Origin of the sequence: Gordonia alkaliphila (assembly GCF_023017165.1) — a bacterium.
Classification (GTDB): domain Bacteria; phylum Actinomycetota; class Actinomycetes; order Mycobacteriales; family Mycobacteriaceae; genus Gordonia; species Gordonia alkaliphila.
Map to the genome: position 1 here is coordinate 2,140,734 of NZ_JALKBW010000001.1, position 20,145 is coordinate 2,160,878.

General features: G+C 68.5%; 15 protein-coding genes, 1 tRNA gene and 2 pseudogenes. 8 read left to right on the plus strand and 10 right to left on the minus strand.

Annotation, left to right across the window (positions count from 1 at the left end):
• The first annotated feature begins 5 nt into the window (after window positions 1–5).
• Entirely contained in the window at window positions 6–1,142 is a 1,137-nt protein-coding gene (gene sepX, locus MUG78_RS09675) for a divisome protein SepX/GlpR (RefSeq protein WP_246994285.1), read from the plus strand.
• Between the two features lie 10 nt (window positions 1,143–1,152).
• On the plus strand, window positions 1,153–1,329 hold the full coding sequence (locus MUG78_RS09680) for a hypothetical protein (RefSeq protein WP_246994287.1): 177 nt from the start codon (window positions 1,153–1,155) through the stop codon (window positions 1,327–1,329).
• Window position 1,330: 1 nt separating this feature from the next.
• On the opposite strand, the gene MUG78_RS09685 is transcribed toward MUG78_RS09680, so the two are convergent.
• Window positions 1,331–2,062, minus strand: coding sequence for a hypothetical protein (locus MUG78_RS09685; RefSeq protein ID WP_246994289.1), 732 nt, complete (start codon window positions 2,060–2,062; stop codon window positions 1,331–1,333).
• Between the two features lie 106 nt (window positions 2,063–2,168).
• Between MUG78_RS09685 and MUG78_RS09690 the strand changes: the two genes are divergently transcribed.
• Both MUG78_RS09690 and MUG78_RS09695 read left to right on the plus strand, forming a co-directional pair.
• A tRNA-Ala gene (locus MUG78_RS09690) sits at window positions 2,169–2,241 on the plus strand.
• Window positions 2,242–2,856: 615 nt separating this feature from the next.
• The gene (locus MUG78_RS09695; RefSeq protein ID WP_246994291.1) at window positions 2,857–3,936 is read left to right on the plus strand and encodes an AI-2E family transporter; all 1,080 of its coding nucleotides are present in this window, start codon (window positions 2,857–2,859) and stop codon (window positions 3,934–3,936) included.
• A gap of 1 nt (window position 3,937) precedes the next feature.
• Here the strand turns inward: MUG78_RS09695 and MUG78_RS09700 are convergent, their stop codons facing one another.
• From MUG78_RS09700 to MUG78_RS09720, 5 genes are all read right to left on the minus strand, one after another.
• The gene (locus MUG78_RS09700) at window positions 3,938–4,951 is read right to left on the minus strand and encodes a GmrSD restriction endonuclease domain-containing protein (RefSeq protein ID WP_246994293.1); all 1,014 of its coding nucleotides are present in this window, start codon (window positions 4,949–4,951) and stop codon (window positions 3,938–3,940) included.
• Window positions 4,952–5,026: 75 nt separating this feature from the next.
• On the minus strand, window positions 5,027–6,718 hold the full coding sequence (locus MUG78_RS18280) for an alpha/beta hydrolase (protein ID WP_246994295.1): 1,692 nt from the start codon (window positions 6,716–6,718) through the stop codon (window positions 5,027–5,029).
• The gene (locus MUG78_RS09710) at window positions 6,715–6,996 is read right to left on the minus strand and encodes a hypothetical protein (RefSeq protein ID WP_246994297.1); all 282 of its coding nucleotides are present in this window, start codon (window positions 6,994–6,996) and stop codon (window positions 6,715–6,717) included. Before MUG78_RS09710 ends, MUG78_RS18280 begins: the two co-directional genes overlap by 4 nt.
• A gap of 144 nt (window positions 6,997–7,140) precedes the next feature.
• A complete protein-coding gene (locus MUG78_RS09715) occupies window positions 7,141–8,628 on the minus strand; it encodes an FAD-dependent oxidoreductase (protein WP_246994299.1) in 1,488 nt (495 codons plus the stop codon).
• A gap of 1 nt (window position 8,629) precedes the next feature.
• Complete coding sequence (locus tag MUG78_RS09720) at window positions 8,630–9,643, minus strand: AurF N-oxygenase family protein (RefSeq protein WP_246994301.1); 1,014 nt, start codon at window positions 9,641–9,643, stop codon at window positions 8,630–8,632.
• Between the two features lie 164 nt (window positions 9,644–9,807).
• On the opposite strand from MUG78_RS09720, the gene MUG78_RS09725 reads away from it, so the two are divergent.
• A complete protein-coding gene (locus MUG78_RS09725; RefSeq protein ID WP_246994302.1) occupies window positions 9,808–11,511 on the plus strand; it encodes a cation:proton antiporter in 1,704 nt (567 codons plus the stop codon).
• Here the strand turns inward: MUG78_RS09725 and MUG78_RS09730 are convergent.
• Window positions 11,508–12,737, minus strand: a complete 1,230-nt coding sequence (locus MUG78_RS09730) for an MFS transporter (protein ID WP_246994304.1) — start codon at window positions 12,735–12,737, stop codon at window positions 11,508–11,510. The genes MUG78_RS09725 and MUG78_RS09730 overlap by 4 nt on opposite strands.
• Window positions 12,738–12,765: 28 nt before the next feature.
• Window positions 12,766–13,641, minus strand: coding sequence for a universal stress protein (locus MUG78_RS09735; protein ID WP_246994307.1), 876 nt, complete (start codon window positions 13,639–13,641; stop codon window positions 12,766–12,768).
• 181 nt (window positions 13,642–13,822) lie between these two features.
• On the opposite strand from MUG78_RS09735, the gene MUG78_RS09740 reads away from it, so the two are divergent.
• Window positions 13,823–14,170 (plus strand): hypothetical protein, encoded by a 348-nt coding sequence (locus tag MUG78_RS09740; RefSeq protein ID WP_246994309.1) that lies wholly within the window; start codon window positions 13,823–13,825, stop codon window positions 14,168–14,170.
• Here MUG78_RS09740 and MUG78_RS09745 read toward each other — a convergent pair.
• Together MUG78_RS09745 and MUG78_RS09750 are read right to left on the minus strand one after the other, a co-directional pair.
• Window positions 14,095–15,984 carry an HNH endonuclease signature motif containing protein gene (locus MUG78_RS09745; protein WP_246994311.1) on the minus strand — a complete coding sequence of 630 codons (1,890 nt, stop codon included), beginning with the start codon at window positions 15,982–15,984 and terminating at the stop codon, window positions 14,095–14,097. The genes MUG78_RS09740 and MUG78_RS09745 overlap by 76 nt on opposite strands.
• A gap of 182 nt (window positions 15,985–16,166) precedes the next feature.
• Window positions 16,167–17,656 (minus strand): annotated as a pseudogene (locus MUG78_RS09750) (dolichyl-phosphate-mannose--protein mannosyltransferase).
• A 114-nt stretch (window positions 17,657–17,770) separates the two neighbouring features.
• Between MUG78_RS09750 and rsmI the strand changes: the two are divergent.
• On the plus strand, window positions 17,771–18,619 hold the full coding sequence (rsmI, locus tag MUG78_RS09755; RefSeq protein ID WP_308221348.1) for a 16S rRNA (cytidine(1402)-2'-O)-methyltransferase: 849 nt from the start codon (window positions 17,771–17,773) through the stop codon (window positions 18,617–18,619).
• 223 nt (window positions 18,620–18,842) lie between these two features.
• Window positions 18,843–19,848: pseudogene (locus MUG78_RS09760) on the plus strand (transposase).
• Window positions 19,849–20,145: the final 297 nt, after the last annotated feature.

Genomic DNA, 20,145 nt, shown 5'->3' on the forward strand with positions numbered 1-20,145 from the left:
GTTCGGTGAATTCGTCGGTGTTGTGGATCTTCCTCATCGTGGCCTGGCTGTTCATCCTGCTGCCGATGGTGTTGCGCGGTCGGCCCGAGGTGCGCAAGACCACCGAGGCGGCGGCCAATACGCGCCTGCTGCACCGCGGTGGTCAACGCGCCACGGCCGGTCGTCGTTCCGCCGGACGGCACCCGAGCGACCCCTCCTATGTGCGTAAACCCGCCCGTACCTCGCCCGCCCTCCAGCGACCGGTTCTCGAGGAGACCCCCATGGACGATTCCGCGATCGACGAAACTGCAGTGGAGAAGCCGGCTGTGAAGACGGCCGACGTCGACGATGTCGAGCTCGCCGCCGAGGTGACCGATGTGCTCGACGCCGTGGAGGTCGCCGAGGACGACATCGTGGACGCCGAGACCGTCGAGGAGCCGGCCGAGGCGGAGCTGGACGAGGACCTGGACGACGACGTCGAGGAGGGTCTCGAGGACGAACTCGACGAAGACCTCGAAGACGAGCTCGACGAGGACCTTGACGACGAGCTCGACAAGGACCTTGACGACGAGCTCGACGACGATCTGGACGACGAGTACGAGGACGACCTCGACGACGAGTATGACGACGAGGCCACGGACGAGGACCTCGACGACGAAGACGTTCCCGCGCGCCCGGAGGCCAAGCCCCGGGAGCTGCGTGGACGCGCGTACACGCCGGACGCGATCGCCGAGCGCGACGCCCGCCGGTACCGCGAGCGGCAGCGGATCGTGGCCGGACTCGTCGCGGCAACCGTGCTGGCCATCGCCAGCTGCTTCTTCTGGCAGCCCTACGGCTACCTCGCGACCGGCGTGATGGTGGTCCTGTCCGGCCTGTACCTCTACTTCCTGCGTCGTACGGCGGTGGCCGAGCAGCAGTACCGCGCGCAGCGTGCCGCGCGTCTGCGTCGCCACGCCGCGGAGGACGAGCGTCTGCGCCGCGAGCAGGAGCGGGACCTGGCGGTCCGTCCGGAGATGCCGGCCTCGCCGGTGCGTCGTCGTCCCGGCGGCATGGTGGTGCTGGAACTCGACGACGAGGACCCGTCGTTCGATCACCTGCCGACCTACGACTTCGCCTACGCGAACGACGCGCAGATCGCCGACGACTACCGTCACGCCGTCTAAGGTGGGGGACATGAGCGGATTGACTGGCGATTGGTACTACGACGTCTCCACCGGTGAAGTGAGCCAGGGCAAGGCGACCCACGCCCTCACCCGCATGGGCCCGTACGCCACCGAGGACGACGCGCGTCGCGCACTGGAGATCGCGGCCGAGCGCAACGCTGCGGCCGACGCCGAAGACGACGACTGATTCACACGTCGATCGCCGTGCGGTGATCGACGATCCACTGTCGGCTGGCGCCGACCGCCCGGCACAGCGCTACGCGCTCGCCGAGATAGGCGGCCGGGCCGCCGACCAGTGGCAGCCACATCAGTGAGCTGATCAGGCGCGGTGCCTGCGGTCGTGCGCCGAGCGCCTTGTCGAGGCTGCGCAGCCCCCAGGCGATGTCCCACAGGCCCTTCAGCACGGCCTTGGCGAGCGCCGACCCGTCCTCGGGAAACTCTTGTCGCACAGCGGGTTTCGCGCACGCCGCGGACACCTCGCGCCCGAACAGCACCGACCCCAGCATGGCGATCTGCTCCGCGCGATCGACGACGCCGTATTCGCGTCCCACCGCCAGCACCATCAGGGCCTGGCTCGCGGCGCCGAGGAAGGCGCCGATCGGAACCTTTCGTGTCCACGCACCGAACATGCTGGGGAAGGCGACGGCGACGGTGTTGACCGCGCCGATCCGATCCACCCACCAGTCGGCCCGCTGGTTCATGCTCAGCGCGTCCCAGCCGGCGGTGCCCGGCCAGTCGGCTGCCTGCAGTGCGGCGACCGCGGCGTTGCCGGGGGACAGCGGTAGCCGGTCCAACAAGCGCGCGTGCGTCCGCCGCTTGAGGTCGAACGGATCGCTGTGCGCCAGGACATCCAGAATCGGGTCGGCGACAGCGACGGTGCGGTCGAGAATCGTGACGATCTGCGCGTCGTTCAAGGCCATGCCGTCGACGCTACCTGTCCCCGCGCGGACCCCGATTTTCACCTACCGCGCGCAGCCGGTTAAACTGGTGCACGGTTCATCCGAGGGGCTTCCCGAGGACGAGCACGGGGCTATGGCGCAGTTGGTAGCGCGACTCGTTCGCATCGAGTAGGTCGGGAGTTCGATTCTCCCTAGCTCCACCGAAAACCGCCCTTCCTGGATTCCGGGGAGGGCGGTTCCTGCATCATTGGCGGCACTCTGCCGTCTGGCGCAGTCGCCTGGTGACTGCACCAGACGGCAGTGCTGTCCGGCGCTCTACAAACACTCACGCCGCCGGCCCCGAATGGGGCGGGCGGCGTGAGTGTCCTCCGACAGGTTTGTGGCGCTAGATCAGGCGCCGAAACCGAAGGTGATGGCGATGTGCAGCAGGTCGCCGCCGAAGACGGTGAAGTCGTTGAAGAACTGGGTCAGAGCGGGGAACATTGCGTGTCCTTTCGGAGTTCGGTTCACATCGATCGATGTGCCAAAAGCGTTACACGCCAACCCCTTTCGTGGAAGTTAGGCTACCCTAAATCACACTTCGCGCCGATTGTGGCACGAGTCACGAGTGTCTCTCTCGGGCCCGCCGACCAGCGCTGATCCCATGTCGACGAAGGGTGGGTGCGCGGGGCGGATAGGCCGCGGTCACGCACTGTTTACGCACGACATGCGCCGTTCACTGGCGGAAGTCGACGTCAAGTCTGAAGGCCTTCTTGAGGTCCGGCATACTGAGACGACCCTCGGCGGCCGGTTCGGGGCCAGCGCGTGAGGGAAGTATGAGCAAGCAACGGCAGTTGATCGACCTGAGACGCGTGCGCCGCCTCGGGGTCTTCGCGTGGTCGGTCCTCGGGATGGTCGCGTTGGTCGTGGTAGTCGCACTCGCGATCGGGGCGGTCAGCGGTATCCTGGTGCCCTTGGTGATCGCGGTGATCGTCGGCGTGGTCTTGGAGCCGATGGTCGACTTCCTTGTGCGCCACCGGGTTCCAGCCGCTTTGGCGCCGGTGATCACGCTGCTGACGGCATTGGCCGTGCTCGTGGGCGTCATCGTGATCGTGATCCGCGGTTTCGTCGACCAGTGGCCGGAGATCCAGCGGCAGCTGCAACTCGGCTGGGACAGCATGGCTAAGTGGCTCGAGTCGCTCGACGTGGACGACGCGTTGATCGACGGTGTCCGCGCCACCGTCGAGGACCTCGCGCCCGCGGTGGGACAGGGCGTCCTGGGCGCGGTGTCGTCGACCGTCTACGGTGCGATCTCAGCGATCATGGGTGCCTTCTTCGCGCTCTTCTTCCTGTTCTTCGTCTTGCGCGACGGCCGACGATTCGGCGACTGGCTGGCGGCGTCGACCCGCCTGGACCGGGACACGGTCACCGAGGTCACCGAGATCTCCCGCGCGTCGATCCGCGGCTACTTCCGCGGCACCGCCATCACCGCGCTGCTGACGGCGCCGATCTTCATGGTGCCGCTGGTCCTGCTCGGCGTGCCCCTGGCGATCCCGATCTTCATCCTCTACTTCGTGCTGTCGTTCGTGCCGTTCCTCGGGGCCTGGATCGCCGGCGGCTTCGTGATTCTGATCGCGTTCGGCTCCGGCGGCACCACGGCGGCGCTGATCATGGCCATCACCTTCCTGATCTCCAACGGCACCATTCAGAGCGCCGTCAGCTCGTGGGCGCTCGGCTCATCGCTGCGGCTGCACCCGATCTCGGTGCTGCTGGCGACGATCATCGGCGGCACCGTCGCGGGGTTGCTCGGCATGGTGCTGGGCGCGCCGGTGCTGTCGGCGGTGCTCAAATCCGTCGAGGCGGTGTCGCATCGACGACGGGCGGCCGCCGAGATGGCACCGGAGCCGGGCGACTGACCTACTCGCAGGCGACGCCGTCGCCGTCGCGGTCGAGCTTGCGCGAATAGCCGGGGTCGCCGGCATGCAGCGGTGCCGCACCCGCGGCACGGGCCGCCGAGCAGTTGGCGTAGTAGGCGGAGCCGCCGGAATCGGGAGTTTCGACCAGCGGCTGCGGCCGCGGCTGGGCCGCGGTGCGATCAGTGGTGCGCTCGGACGTGGCCGGTTCCTCGGTGGCCTCCGGCGCATCGCCGCCGCAGTCGGTGAGCAGACGGGTCATCGCGTTCTTCTCGGCCTGGGTCACCCACAGTCGGTAGGCGGCCTTCACCTCGATCTGCCGGGCCACGTAGGTGCAGCGGTAGCTCTTGTTGGGCGGCAGCCACGTCGCGGCGTCGCCGTCGCTCTTGCGCTGATTGGTGGGGCCGTCGACGGCCAGCAGATTCCGCGGATCGTTGGCGAAGTTCGCCCGCTCGTCCGAGGACAGCTGCTGGGCGCCCTTCTGCCAGGCGTCCGACAGCGCGACGACATGATCGATCTGCACCGCGCTGGAGCTGTCCGATCCGCGGACGAACTCGATCGTCTTGCCGGTGTACGGGTCGTTCAGCGTGCCCGACAGCACGACGCAGTCGCGGGTGCCGGCCTTGGTCGCGATCTGGGTCAGGTCGCGCCGCAGGATGTCGTTGCGGGTGTCGCAGCCGTTGTGGCCGTACTCGACGTCGACGTCGTCGCTCCACCGCTGGCCGAACAGGTCGCGCGAGTAGCCGGTCTTGGGTGCGCGTCCCTTCACCGGCAGGTCGGCGAGCGCGGTCAGCGCGGCGGTGGACCGCTCGTCCAGCGGACGGCTGTCGGGAGTGGTCTCCGGGAGGCTCGGGGCAGTGGTCTCCGGCTCGGTGAAGCGCGGCGCCTCGACCGCGGTCGACGTCGAGCTCATGACATCGTCGGCCTGCGCCGAATCGAGCGGCTCACACCCCGCCAACACCACCGTCGCCGCGGCCGCCGCGACTCCCGCAGCGCACCGGCGCAACACCTTCGACATCGAACTCCCACACAGATCCTCGGACAACCACTCCAGTATGTCCGATCTGTCCGACAGTCCGTGCTGCGCTGCTGGTCAGGGCAGATGCAGGAGCGACTTCAGCGACAACTTCAGCGTGAAGCCGATGAGGCCGGGCAGCGGGCCGTGCAGAGTCTGCTCGACGGCGGCCGCCGCGGGCATGTCCGGCGCACGACCGAGGTAGGGCGTGGGCTCGCGCCCGGCCAGCACCGCCGCCAGGTTGCCGAAAGCGGTGGAACCGGGGTCGTCGAGGTAGGCCGCGTGGGCGTCGGTGCCGAACACCAGGCGGCCGTGACGGGCGCCGTCGGTCGAGTAGAACCCGGAATCCATGCGGTGCACGCCGGGTGCGGTGTCCGGGTCGCCGCCGTGCACCATGCCGCCGAGCTTCTGCGCGTAGTGAATCGGATCGCCCGGCGGTGTCATCGAATAGCGGTGCACGTCGGGATTGGCGTTGCGCCAGGGGCCGTCGCCGACGCCGGTTCCGGCCGACGACGCATAGACGACGTTGTCGGCGCGCAACCCGTACTGCTCGGCGGTTCCGACTACCGAACCGCCGTACGAGTGCCCCAGGTAGGTGACCGGGGTGCCCGGTGTCGCGGCGGCGACCTCGTGATCGAGGTCCCGACCGAACGTCACCAACTTCTGGGCGAGCCGGCGCGCGGGACCGGGATCGGCGGCCGAGTCGGTCAGGGCGTCGCGGGGATCGAGCGTGAGCTTCGGGGCGACCTTCTGGGGCAGGTCACCGTCGGCGAAGACGAAGACCGGGGCACCGGAACTGCGCGCCAGATCGAGGGCACGACGCCGCTGGGCTTCGCTGTTGCCGAGATTGGCGCCCGTGCCGGGCACGAACACCCCGACGCCCGGCGACTGGGGCGTCAGTGCGCCGATCTGCTCGATGTACCGGCCGTTGCCGCTGTTGTCGAAAGCGATGAACTGCCGGGGCCCGAGCCGACCGTCGGGGCCCGGCGCCGGGGCGAGGAGTTCCTTGAGATCGGCCACCCGGCCGGGATCGGCCAACAGCGTGTTCAGCATGGCGGTCTCGTAGGCCAAGGCGCGTTGGATGCTGATCCGGTTGGCGGTGATCCGGTCGGTGAAGGCGACGCCGTCGAGGTTGCCGATCACCTGCGGATCGGCGTCGATCAGCACTTGTCTCTCGTTGGGCGACAACGTGTCCCAGAAGTCGCGGCGCGCGTCCTGCGGCAGGGCCTGCAGGGTGGCGATCACCTGGCGCGGCGACGCCCAGCCGCCGAGCGGGTGGGGGATGGACTCCCCGTCGCGGGCGAGGAGGCCGGCCAACTGCGTGAGGCGGAGCCCGAAGGTGCCGTCGAGATCGCGCAGGGTGCTCAGCAACGACCGGATGCGGGTGGCGAGATACCCGGCGTCGGCGGTGCGCGACGACGACGGGTGCGTCACGTCGCCGTCGTCGTGCACCGTGAACCCGGCGCCGCGCGCGGTGTCGACCAACTGCACCAGCAGGGTGCGCGCGGGCACCATCTCCTCCCACGCCTGCCGTCCGGCGGCGGCCGCCGCCTCCACGGTGTGCGCCGTCCGGCGGGTGGTGGCGGTCTGTGCGGTGACACGTCGGGTCACCGCGTCGTGGGTCGCGCCGGTCCAGTCGACGGCGCCGGCCACCGAGTTCTGCACCGCGCTCGCGGCGCCGAGCAGTTCGTCGGCCCCGGCCTCCAGCGCCAACACCACCGCGCCGAGCTGATCCAGCGGCCAGCCGCGGACGGCGGCGATGCCGGTCACGGCGTGCTCGTCGCGAGAATCTTCGCGGCGGCCTCGGCGTCGGCGGACTCGGTCAGGTCGGCGAACTGGTGGACGGCCGCGCCCAAGCCGTCGACGGCGGCACCGTACCGGTCTGTGGCCGCGTCGGCGGCACGTGTGCACGCGAGCAGGCCGGTGACGATCGCGCAGTCGGGCGCGGGTCCGAGGCCGCCGGTGAAGGTCAGCGCGCTGACGGACCGGCCGTGTCGACGCCACTGCGCGGCCAGGGCGCGCAGCTCATCCGGGGTGAGACTGGTCATCGGGGATCCCGTCGTCGCTGATGGAAGTGGTCCCTTCCATTGACGCGCGTACCGGCGGGAGCGGCGCGGCGCTGTCCACAGCGACGACGACGAACGCCCGAGCTGTGCACAGCTCGGGCGTTCGGGTTCGGTGTCAGCGGCGGGTCAGGCGCCCACCGCCGTGCGACGACGCGGCAGCAGCCCGGCGTCGGCGTCGGCGAGCAGATGGTCCACCGTCTCGCGTGAGTCCGTCTTGTTGGTGCCGATGAAACCGGTGGGACCACGCTTGATCCAGCCGGTCACGTACAGGCCCGGTACCGGTTCCTGATCGACGGTGACGCGGCCGGCCACGTTGGCGACGGTGCCGTTGGCATCGTCGAACGGCAGGTCGGGGATCGGGCGACCCCGATAGCCGATCGCGGTGAACACCAGCGACGCGTCCACGTCCACCGTCTCGTCGGTGCCGGTGCGGACGAACCGCACACCGGTCGCCCGCTCCGCGCCGCGCACTTCCTGCGGCGTGAGGCCGAAGGCCAGGCGGATGAACGGTGCGGCGGGCTGCGGGCGGGCGGCGAGCTCGCGCAGCAGCGCCACCTTCTCCGCGTCCTCGCGGCTGTCGAGGGCAGCGACGTCGACGTCCGTCAGATCGGCCGGGTCGACCCACACGCGGGCCGGGCCGTCGGCCAGTCCGATGAGTTCGGGCAGCGTGAACGCACCGTGCTCGGGACCGCGACGCCCCACCACCAGCACTTCGCGCACGGTGGATCCGCGCAGGGCGGCGAGGGCCTCGAGCGCGATGTCGGTGTCCGCCAACCGATTCGGGTCGGCGGTCAGGATCCGAGCCACGTCGAGGGCGACGTTGCCATTGCCGATGACCACGGCACGGTCGCCGGTCAGCGCCGGAGCGGTCTCCCGGAAATCCGGGTGCCCGTTGTACCAACCCACCACCGAGGTGGCGCTCTGCACGCCCGGCAGATCGACGCCGGGGATCTCCAGGCGGCGGTCGGTCGGGGCGCCACCGGCCCACAGCACGGCGTCGTAGTCGGCGCGCAACTGCTCCAGTGTGAGGTCGGTGCCGATGTGCGTGTTCAGCAAGATCTGCAGGCGCGGGTGCGCGGCGATCGTGTTGAACAGGTCCGCCACACTGCGCGTGGCCTTGTGGTCGGGGGCGACGCCGAAGCGGGCCAGACCGAACGGCTCGGACAGGCGCTCGAACATAGTGACCCGGACCTGGGCGTGCTTGAGCAGTTCGTCGGCCGCGTACATGGCCGACGGACCCGAGCCCACGATGGCGATCTCCATCGGATCGGGCAGGCCGTCGAACGCCTTCGGCTTGCTGATCGGCGCCAGCGGCTTGCGCCAGAGAGCGTCGACCGGGAAACGCGGCACGCTCGGCGGCTGATCGCCGTAATGCTCGGCGTTCACGGCGGTGAAGCGTTCCTGACCGTCGGGGATCCGATGGATCGGGGCGATCGCGCCCACCGGGCAGGCGGTGACGCAGGCGCCGCAGTCGACGCAGGTGTCCGGATCGATGTAGAGCATTTCCGCGGTCGCGAAATCGGGCTCGTCCGGCGTGGGATGGATGCAGTTCACCGGGCAGGCGTAGACGCAGGAGGCGTCGCCGCAGCACGGTTGCGTGATGACGTGCGGCATATCAGCGCGCGTTGTACGACGGCTCGCTGCGGTAGCGAGAGGAACGGCCGTCGATGCCCAGCGCCTTCCAGATGCGGCGCGAGACGGGGTTCATCAGCCCGCACTGCTCGGCCAGCATCCGCACGTCGCCGAAGACGTCGCTCAGGAAGTTCCGCGAATCTTCCGACTTCCAGAACATCTCCTTGAAGACCTGGTCGGGCACGTCGAACTCGCGACGGAACTGCACCGGCGGGCGGGCGATGGCGCCGCAGAGCACGCGCATCACGACGGGCATGGCCATCGACAGCACGAAGCGCGTCGGCGCGCTCCGCGAGGGAATGGTGGTGCGCAGGTGGTGGTGCGCGAACGAGATGTGGCGGGCCTCCTCGGCCACGTGCAGCTCCATCACGGCGGCCATCACCGGGTGCACGTTGGCGCCGGCGCGCAGGAAGTCCTTCTGCAGGTGATCGATCGGCTCTTCGCCGGCGAGTACGCCGAAGAAGAAGACCGTCGGCCAGAAGGTGGAGAACAGCGGGATGATCGGGTCGGCGAGGCGCATGCCGCGTGGCATGCCGGGCACGTCCATGCCCACCCGGTTCACCATCTCCTGGAACATCAGCGTGTGCTGGCACTCTTCCTTAGACTCGTGGGTCACGTAGCGGAAGCGCTTGTCGCCGTTCTTCAGCTTCGACGCGTACTGCAGCAGACCGCGAATCAGGATCGACTCGAACTGCAGGCCCACCTTGGCGACGTTGGCCTGCCGCCACATGCCGATCTGGATCTGCTTCTCTTCCGGCAGCGCCTTGTACCAGGGGTGCTTGCCGACCGGATCCACCTCGGGGTCCAGGATCCAGCGCGGATCGTTCGGCACGATGGCCATCTCCGGGGCGTCCCAGGCGATGTGGATGTACGGGTCGAAGTTCCGATGGACCGAGGCGGCCGAGAGGTCCTCGACGACCTGGTCGTAGTCGATGTCGGTGCCGGTCTTGGCGGCAGGCGGCTCGTAGGCGATCGGCCGCGGCTGTGTGCTGGTCATCGTCATTCCCTTTCCTGGTCCGCGCAGGGGGCGCGGAATGAGAACGTGTTCACAGCTAACGTTGACATCGCCCATTGATCTTGTCAACGTTCAATGTCACGGTAGCGGGCGGTGGCGTGTGTGGGATCCGGCTGATTGCGGCGACCGATGCGGTATACGCCACAATGAGTGCCGTGGATGCCGTCGAGATCGCCGCCGTCGCGGTCCTGTGTGTGCTGGCCATCGCGGCGGCGAATACGCTCGCGCCGCGCCTTCGAGTCGCGGCGCCCCTGCTATTGGTGGCCGTCGGCGTCGGCGTCAGCTTCCTGCCGCGGGTGCCGGAGATCCGCGTCGATCCGGAACTGATTCTGGTGGGGCTGCTGCCGCCGCTGCTCTATGCGGCGGCGCGCGCAATGCCGGTGATGGACTTCAAGCGCGACTTCCCGGCGATCGGTGCGCTGTCGATCGTGCTGGTGGTGGTCTCCGCCCTGCTGTTGGGGCTCTTCTTCACCGCGATCCTGCCGAACGTCGACTATGCGCTGGGGGTGGCGCTGGGCGCCATTCTCAGTCCGACGGATGCGGTGGCCACGAGCACGATCAAACGGATGGGTGCGCCCAACCGGATCGTGACCGTGTTGTCCGGGGAGAGTCTGTTCAACGACGCCAGCTCCCTGGTGGTGCTGCGCGCGGCGATCGCCGCCACCGGCGCGAGCATCTCCTTCGCCGGCGTCGCGGTGAACTTCCTGTGGTCCCTGATCGGCGCGGTCGTGGTCGGTGCTGCGGTGGGCTGGCTGTTCAGTCGGCTGCGGGCGCGTATCCCGGTGCCTGCCGTGGCCACCGCGATCTCCTTCACGATCCCGTACGTGGCGTATGTGCCCGCCGAGCTGATCGGGTCGTCGGGCTTGGTCGCCGCCGTGGCCGCGGGCCTGGTGACCGGTCGGACGGCGGTGCGGCACCTGTCGGCCGCGCATCGCCAGTCCGACGTGCAGAACTGGCGGATGATCGAGGTGATCCTGGAGGGCGGCGTATTCCTCCTGATGGGGCTCGAGCTCAACACCCTGCTGGTGGAGGTGCGCGAATCCCACGACACGTGGTTGCACGCACTGTGGCCGGCGGCGGCGGCGCTGGCACTGTCGTTGCTCATCCGGTGGGCGTTCGTGGCGCCGCTGGTGTGGTGGCTCGGTCGTCGTGCGCGGCGCGTCATCGCCCGCGAACCCACGCTCTCGGCGCTGCGGGAAGAGTTGCCCACCGATCAGATCGACGGCGACGCCGTCGGCCAACGACTGCGGCGGCAGCTGGACCGTCGTCTAGCCGACATCGACTACTACCGGGCCGAGGCGATGGGCTCGCGGGAAGGCCTGGTGGTGGTCTGGGGCGGCCTGCGCGGTGCGGTCACGCTCGCGGCCGCGCAGACCCTGCCGATCGATACGCCGTACCGATCCTTGCTGGTACTGGTGGCCTTCTTCGTCGCCGCGCTGTCGCTGACCCTGCAGGGTGGACTGATGGGCCAGGTGCTGCGCATGCTCAAGCTGCCCGATCAGAGCGCCGACATCCGGGCCGAACGCAAGCGGTTGCGCGGGGAGATGCTCGACGTGGCGCAGCGGACGCTGGCCGATCCGGCGGTGATCGGCACCGATCCGACGCTCGCCGAGCAGGCACGAGCGATCCGCGAACTGGAGAATCCCGACGTCGACGAGGACGACTCGGAGATCGACGCACTGGATCGGCGCCTGCAGACCTCGCGTGAGCTGCGCCGCGTACGACGGCGCGTGATCGACGAGCAGCGTCGTATGTTGCTGGCCTTCCGCGACCGCGGCACCTACAGCTCCGGTGCCCTCACCGACGAACTGGTCAAACTCGATGCGCAGGAACTGAGCCTGCAGAGCTAGTCGAGCGTCTCGACGGCAACCGCGTCGTCCGGAGCGGTGACGTGCCCGTCCGGGTTGGTTTCGCGCGCAGGCAGCCACATCGCGAAGGCGACGACCACCACGAGGCCGGTCAGCAGGAAGGCCGGGCCGAAGCCGAAAACGGTGGCGACGGCACCCGCGGCGAGCGGGCCGATCACGGCGCCGAGGTCGGAGGCCATGCCGTAGGCGGCCAGCGCCGAGCCGCCGCGTTGCGACGTGCCGAGGACGTCGCCGAGGGCGGCCTGATGGGTGGGTGCGAACAGGCCCGAGCCGATGCCGGCGATGGTGGTCAGGGCGACGGCCACCGCGAGATTGGGGGAGTAGCCGAGTGTCAGGGTCGACGCCGCGGCGATCGCCAATCCGGGCAGCAGAATCGGGCGACGACCGTAGGTGTCGGAGAGCCGGCCGGCCACCAGGATGGCGATCATGTTGCCGCCGGCGTAGAAGGCCAGGATCACGCCGGCCCAGGCGTCGGATTCGCCGAGGCCCTGGGTGATGAACAGCGGCACCAGGGCGATGCGGACGCCCATCGACGCCCAGCCCTGTGCGAAGTTGGAGGCGAGGACGGCGCGGTAGGCGTTGTCTCGGCAGGCCGTCGCGAAGGTCACCGTCTCGACGGCCTTGTGTGCGCCGCCCGCGCCGTCGACCGCGTGGCCGGGCACCGCGGGCATGAAGAACGCCACGCCGAGCGCCGCGATCACCAGGGCGATGGCGTAGACCACGAACGGGAGTTTGAGGCCGCCGCCGATCAGTGCGGCACCGATCAGCGGGCCGGTGAGATTGCCGATCAGGAACCCGGCGGAGAAGTAGCCGGAGGCGCGGCCGCGGAGCTGCGGCGGGGCGAGCCGGATCAACAAGGCCATCGCCGAGACGGTGAACATCGTGGAACCGATGCCGCCCGCGGCGCGAAAGAGCAGAAGTTGCCAGTACGACGCGGCGAACGCGCACGCCAGCGTGCTGGCGGCGACGATGATCAGACCGGTCAGATAAATACGGCGCTCACCGAGCACCGTGACCAGGCGGCCGGTCGCCGGAGCGAAGGCCAAGCGCATTACGGCGAACGCGGAGATCACCGCCGACACTGCCGTCACCGACACCCCGAAGGTGCTGGCGAAGATCGGCAGTGCCGGCGCGATCAGTCCGTAGCCGAGCGCGATGACGACATTGGCCGCCAGAAGAACCCACAGACCGCGGGGGAGATGCTTCATGCCGCGGAATCAGGCCGAACTCGGGCGGTCAGTGCGACTGCGAACGCACGATCATCACCGGCACCTTGGCGTGGTGCAGCACCTTCTGGCTGCGCGAGCCGAGGAGCAGGCCGGTGAAGCCGCCGCGGCCGCGGCTGCCCATGACGATCAGCGACGCGGTGTCGCCTGCGGTATCCAGGATGGCCTTGCCCGGCTCCTCGGGGATCACCACGCGATTGACCTTCACGTCCGGGTGATCGGTGGAGTAACCGGCCAGGCGCTCGGCCACCGCGCCGACGGCCTGCTCGCTCATCTGCTCGATCTCGTCGGCGCTCAGACCGAAGCCGTGCAGCGCGTCGGCGTCGAGCGGGGTCCAGGTGTGGACCGCGATGAGTTCGGCGTTGCGCAGGTCGGCCTGGCGGTAGGCCTCGGCCACGGCCGGGTCGCTGACCTTGGAGTCGTCGACGCCGACCACCACGGGACCGTCGCCGATGACGGCCTCGGGCGGCACGATGACCACCTTGCTCTTGGCGTGAGCGGAGACGCTGGTGCTGACCGAACCCAGGAACAGGCCCTTCAGGCCACCGAGGCCACGGCTGCCCAGGACCACCATTTCGGCGTCCTCGCTGAAGTCGATCATCACGTGTGCGGCGTCGCCCTCGGCGATGGAGCCGTGGATGGTGATGCCGGGAGCGGCTTCCTCGGCGACCTTGGCCGCATCCTGGACGTACTTGCTGACCTCGCCGCGGATCGCGTCGATCACGTCCTGCGGGATCACCAGGCCGGGCGCGTAATCGCTGGTCGTGGTGGTGTAGGCCGAAACGATTTTGAGGTCGGCGCCTTCGAGTTTCGCTTCCTGCGCCGCCCAGCGCACTGCGTTGACTGCTTCGGCCGATCCGTCGACACCGACAAGAACCACGCTCATCGTGAAACCCACATCCTCGCTCGCTACGGCCCGGACGCACGGAGTGCGCATCCGTAATTTCAAGCCTCATCACTATTCTGTCGTACCGTCCACCCGGATGCACGGCGGGTGGGGACTTTGGGCCCCGGTTTGCTTCGACACACCTCGGCTCGGCCGAAAAACCGTCGGTATCCTGGTTGTTATGAGTATCGAATCGCAGCATGAGCTGCCGCAGCAGTCACCCGGCGGCGAGCTGGAGCCGGAGATGCCGCGCGTCGAACTCCGCCAGACGATTCTGCAGGTGGTGGTCACCGTCGGCATCGCCGCATTGTTCGTGGCCGGGGCCGCCGTGACCAGCGGTGTCTGGTTCAAGGTGCTGATCCTGGGATCGGCGGCGGTGATCTTCCTCGGAGCCGTGGTGCTCGGGGTGCGGGCCTTCCGCAGCCAGCGCAGCGGTGGTCGCTGGCAGGTCTATCAGGGCGGCATGTGGGCCCTGCTCATGATCTTCCTGCTCTGGGTCTTCGGCGCCATCGGCGCTGCGATGGCCTGACAGTCAGAACGGCGGTTCGCCCATCGCCCGTTTCGCCTCGTAGTGGTCCCAGGCCGCGGCTTCTTCGGCGGCCTGCCGTCGTGCCTGGTCGACGGCGCGCTGTTCGTAGTTGGCCTTCCGCTCGGCCCGTCGCCGCGCATGCTTGGCCGCGGTGCGGGTCTGCGATCGTTGCGGGGCCTGCTCGACGGTGCTCGCCGCGGACCCCGCCGCTGCCTGCTGTGCGAGTTGGTGCCGGCACCGCAGGTCGGCGAGTTGCGGGAACAGCACTGGTTGGGTGCGAGGAGTTCGACGGTGATGCCGCCCGGGGTGGTCACCGACGAGTGGTAGTGCCTGTCGTCGTCGATCCAGAGGTCGTCGAGGAAGCCGGTCAGATGGGTTTTCATCAGGTGATGGAAGCGACACTTGGGTAGCAGATTGCACATGCACGTGGGTCCGCCGTTGCTCGGGCAGATGTTGTCGAACTCGGCGACGTGGTCGAGATCGCAGGCGAAGGCCGCGCGCTCGCAGCCGGGGATGGAACAGGTGCCCCAGAGGAAGCGTGCGACGAGGTCGGTGAGCAGGTTCGGCCGGTAGGGGTCGCTCGGCAGCGCGGTTTTCGCGATCAGGAAGCGCGGCGGGGAGACGCCGTCGGCCGCTTGGGTGTCGGATCCGGCGTCGGATGCGCTTGCGGCCGCGCCGTTTTCGTCGATTTCCGGGTCGGGGCGTGGGTCATCGGCCCGGCACTCGTCCGGGCTGTCGGGGCGGGGTCCTTTTCGGTGGACCGTCGCCTCGTCGAGGTCGTCGTCGCCGAGTGGTTCGGGTTCTAGAAGGTCGTTCAGGTCGTGCTGGTGGATCACGGCGTCGTCGCGCTCGGCGATCTGCCGCACGTGATCGCCGGAGATCGGCCCGTAGCCGTCGAGGTAGCCGCACCGGTCGCCGCCCTCGAGGGTGGTGGCGTCGCAGAGGACGTGGACGACGATCCGCGCCGCGCGGGCGTCGAGCTGCACGTCGCTGATCTGCGCGGTGCAGCCGTCGCTGTCGCACTGGCAGTTGAACGGCGTGCGTTGCAGGAGGGCGATGGCGGCGTCGGAGCGTGCTTGGGCCTTGGTGCGGGGATCGTCCGGGCAGAGGCCGGCGATCACGGCGTCGAGCATTTGCCGCACGAGGCGCACGTCTTCGGCGGTCGCGGTGATGGAGATCTGCGCCATCCCGCTGTCGAGGGCCTGGAAACCGACGTTCCGAGACGCCTTGGCGCGGTCGCGGTCGAGCTTCTCGGCGTCGGGGTCGTATTCGGCGACCAGTTTGCGGGCCATGTGGCCGGTTTTGGTGATCGACATCGACGACACCCCGCCGCGCAGGCCCATGATCGCCAGGGCGAGGGTCTGGTCGATCAGGGCCATGATCTCGTCGTCGTGGACCAGCTGGGTTTCGGCGACGATCCGATGGAAGCGGGCGCGGTCGATGAGGCCGAGTCGCATGGTGGAGAACACCGCGGGCAGGCGGTCGCGGGCGCAGACGGCGTCGTCGAGCAACGAGCGGGCGAAGTGGTCGGTGCTGTCCAGACTCATCTGCAACTCGAGCGCGGTCTGCGCTTCCAAGTCCAGGATGGACCGTTGCGTCACCGCCACGTTCTTACTAGCGGCCTGGACGTGATCGAACATCGACAGCGCGAACTGGAACAGCCGCCAGTCGAGAAAGCAGTGGCCGTTCTTGACCGAGTGCACGGCCTCGGCGAGGTCGCCGGTCGACAGTTCCGAGAGAGAAACGGTGGACGAGGGCATGCCGACGGAAGCCAAGTCCGCCTGCGGCCAGGCGGAAGCGGCGAGCTTCGTCATGCTTACTCACCTCCCCAAGCGAGTCAGCCACACCGATTGATCTGGTGTGCTAACTCCACGTTACACCTATCTCTCTAGTAGAACAAGCATTCGAGAAGAAATATTTCGAAGAATTTCTGAAGGCATCGGGAAGCCCTTGACCAGGTCTTTTGCCGGACGAAGGTGGCTGGTCGAGTGGGTGGTCAGGTCCAGCTGGGCAACCAGAGCTGCATGTTCCACAGCTGATTGCTGATCGGGACCCCGGTGAGGATCGGCCAGTGGAAGGCGAAGTTGGTCACCACGAGTCCCACATAGAGCGCCACGCCGAGGACGGCGATCAGCCGCGTCGTCGACAATCGCCCTCTTCCCGCACTGGAGAGGACGTCGCCGCAGACCAGCGCCAAGCCCATCACCAGGAACGGCGCCATCGCGGTGGCGTAGAAGAAGTACATCTGGCGGTCGATCGAGAAGAACCAGGGGAGGATGGCGGCGCCGTAGCCGACGAGGACGGCGGCGTAGCGCCAGTCCCGGCGGAAGATGGTGCGCCAGAGCGCCCACGCCAGCATGGGCAGGGCCAGCCACCACAGCGCGGGCGTGCCGATGAGCATCTGGGCGCGAATGCAGTCGCCGCCGCCGCACTGGTCAGGGCCGTACGAGATCGCGTAGAGCATGGGACGCAGGGCCATCGGCCACGTCCAGGGCTTGGACTCCCACGGGTGTTGATTCCCGGCGGCGTTGGTGAGGCCGGAATGGAACTCGAGAATTCCGGTCTCGTAGTACCAGAACGACCGGATGGCGGCCGGTACCCAGGCGAAGGGGCCGTCGACGCCGACTTCCGTGCCCACCACGTAGCGGTATACCGAGGTCTCCGCGCGGAACCACACCGCGAAGAAGGCGAGGTACATCGTCACGGGCAGCACTGCCAGCGACGCGCCCGACGGGAGCAGATCGCGCGCCAGGACGCCCTTGTACGGCTTGCGCACGTGGTAGGCCTTGCGGGCGGCGAGGTCGAAGCCGAGGGACATCAGGGTGAAGAAGACGACGAAGTACATGCCCGACCACTTGGTGCCGCAGGCCAGACCCAACATCACGCCGGCGGTGAACCGGTACCAGCGGAAGCCCAGCCGGGGTCCGAGCGGGCTCAGGTGCATGCGGCCCTCGACGTAGGCGCGGTGCATACGTGCGCGCATCTGGTCGCGGTCGGCGATGAGGGCGGCGAAGGCGAGCACCACGAAGAGCGCCTGGAAGATGTCGAGCATGCCCATGCGGGACTGCACGAACAGCACGCCGTCGCAGATGGCGAAGATACCGGCCAGCGCTCCGATCAACGTGGATCGGGACATCCGCCGCACCGTCAGATAGATCGCCAGGACGATGATGACGCCGGAGACGGCGGCGGTGAATCGCCAGCCCATCGGCCCGTAGCCGAACATCGCCTCGCCGATCGCCAGCATCCATTTGCCGACGGGCGGGTGCACCACCAGGCCGTACGCGGGATTGTCCTCGATCCAGCCGCCGCCGGTCAGCGCCTGCCAGCCCTGCGGCACGTAATGCTTCTCGTCGAAGACGGGCGTGCCGTCGTCCGTCGGATGGGTGAGGTCCAGAAGCGCGTCACGATCGCGATCAGGGTCAGCACGACGCCGACGATGAAGCCGCGTCGACGGTCGGTCGCGCCGAAGATCGGCTCGGGAATCTCCGGGCCGGGAGCGGTGCCGAGGTCCTCGGTGCGCGCGCGGGGTGCGACGGTGGCGCGATCGAGGACGGCTGGACTCACCTGGCCGATGGTAGAGGAAGGTAGGTTGGCCAGGTGACTGGAGCACTCGTCTTAGCCGGTACTCCGATGGGACAGCCCGGCGACGCCTCCCCGCGACTGCGGGAGGCCTTGGCGTCCGCGGACATCGTGGCCGCCGAGGACACGCGGCGGGCCCGCGGCTTGGCGTCGTCGTTGGACGTGACGATCGGCGGAAAGCTGGTCAGCTACTACGACCACGTCGAAGCCCAGCGCGCGCCGCAATTGGTGGAGGCGATTGCCGACGGCGCCACCGTTCTGCTGATCACCGATGCGGGCATGCCGTCGGTGAGCGACCCCGGTTATCGACTCGTCGCCGCCTGCGCGGCCGCCGACCTGCGCGTGACCTGTCTGCCCGGCCCGTCCGCGGTGACCACCGCGCTGGCGCTGTCGGCGCTGCCTTCGGAGCGGTTCTGCTTCGACGGCTTCGCCCCGCGCAAGCCCGGCGCGCGCCACGACTGGCTGGCGTCGCTGCGCACCGAGCCGCGCACCGTGGTCTTCTTCGAATCTCCGCACCGGCTGGCGCAGACCTTGGCCGACGCCGCGCAGGTGCTGGGCGACGACCGGCCGGCGGCCGTGTGCCGCGAACTGACCAAGACCTACGAGGAGGTCAAGCGCGGCGGTCTCGGCGAGCTGGCTCGGTGGGCCGCCGACGGCGTCAAGGGCGAGATCACGGTGGTCGTCGCCGGCGCTTCGGCGATCGACGACGAAGCGGACCTCGAGTCGGTGGTGGCCGCGGCCGAGAGGCTGGCCGACGCTGGCAGTCGTCTCAAGGATGCGTGCGAGCAGGCGGCGGCGGGGACGCCGTTCAGTCGCCGCGAGGTCTACGAAGCGGTACTGGCCGCCCGCCGCGCGGCCGACAACTGATCGCGCAGTCGTCGGCTCGACTTCCTCGGAACGGATGAAGCCGCGGCTAGCCTGGATCTTTCATCGGTGAATTCGAATCGCCAGGCCTAAAGCATGAAGAAAGGTGCTCTCACCTGCGATAATCGTTCTTGCGACAGCACGATTACGTCAGAGCGAAGGAGCACCTTTCTGGTGAACAACTCTACCGTGTTCTATCCAGGCCACCGGCGACGGCGAGAACCTCGTGTCCCACGCCGGAACTGTCCTGTTGACCCGGACCGTCGAGGCCAGCAGCCTGGCAGCCGAGGTATCGACCGCACTGGCGCCGTGGCGCGCACCGTTGGCGACGCATGATCCGGGCAAGATCATCGCCGACCTCGCCGTCGCGTTGGTCGCCGGCGGCGACTGCCTCGCCGACATCGCGACCATCCGCGAACGCCCCGATACCTTCGGCCACGTCGCCTCGGACCCGACGGTGTCCCGCCTGATCTCCACCCTGGCCAAGTCGCCGATCCAGGCGCTGTCGGCGATCGCCGCCGCGCGAGCGGCGACCCGGGCACGCGTGTGGTCGCTGGCCGGCACCGCCGCGCCGAACCATGCCATGTCAGCGAAGAAGCCACTGGTCATCGACCTCGACGCGACCCTGGTCACCGCGCACTCCGACAAGCAATCGGCTGCAGGAAATTACAAGGGAGGCTACGGATTCCATCCGATGACCGCGTTCATCGACCACGGGCCCGGCGGCGCCGGGGAAGCCGGAACGATCCTGCTACGGCCAGGCAATGCCCGTGGTCGTGCGGCGAGAGAAACCGCATCCGGGTGCGCAACTGCGGATCACCGACCGCAACGGGTGGCGGCTGACCGCATTCGCTACGAACACCAAGCTCGGGCAGCTCGCGGATCTGGAACTGCGGCATCGCCGCCGTGCGCGGTGCGAGGATCGGATCCGGCAGAGCAAGGATTGTGGCCTGCTGAATCTGCCGCTGTTCTCGTTCGCGCAGAACCAGGTATGGACTGCGATCGTCGCGCTGGCATTCGACCTGAACGCGTGGATGCAGATGCTGGCGTTGACCAGCACGAACGCCCGAACCTGGGAGCTGAAGACATTGCGTCTCCGGTTGTTCGCGATCGCGGCCAGGATCGCTCGCCACGCCCGTCAACGACGCCTGCGGTTCGATGCCCACGCCAAGCACACCAGGCTGCTCATCGCTGGGCTTCATCGGCTCGACGCATTCACCAACACCAGCTGACCACCAGTTCCCGCTGGTATCCGAACGACCTGAAAGACACCCTCCGGGCCCGTGAAACCCGGCCGCGATCCGGCGGCATCCGGCCAGCCTGTCGTACCCGACCTGCATAATCTGCTCCGCCGCAATCAATCCGAACCGCTCAGGCCGGGAGAAAACCACGACGAAAGATTGAGGCTAGGAGAACGTGTGGCCTGAGAATATGGCGAAACTTCCCCGTCGCATTTGTCAAATCATCTCCGTGGGTGTCCAATATGCCTCGGGGGAAGAATCCTCCCACTATCGGCAACTCGAAGCCGA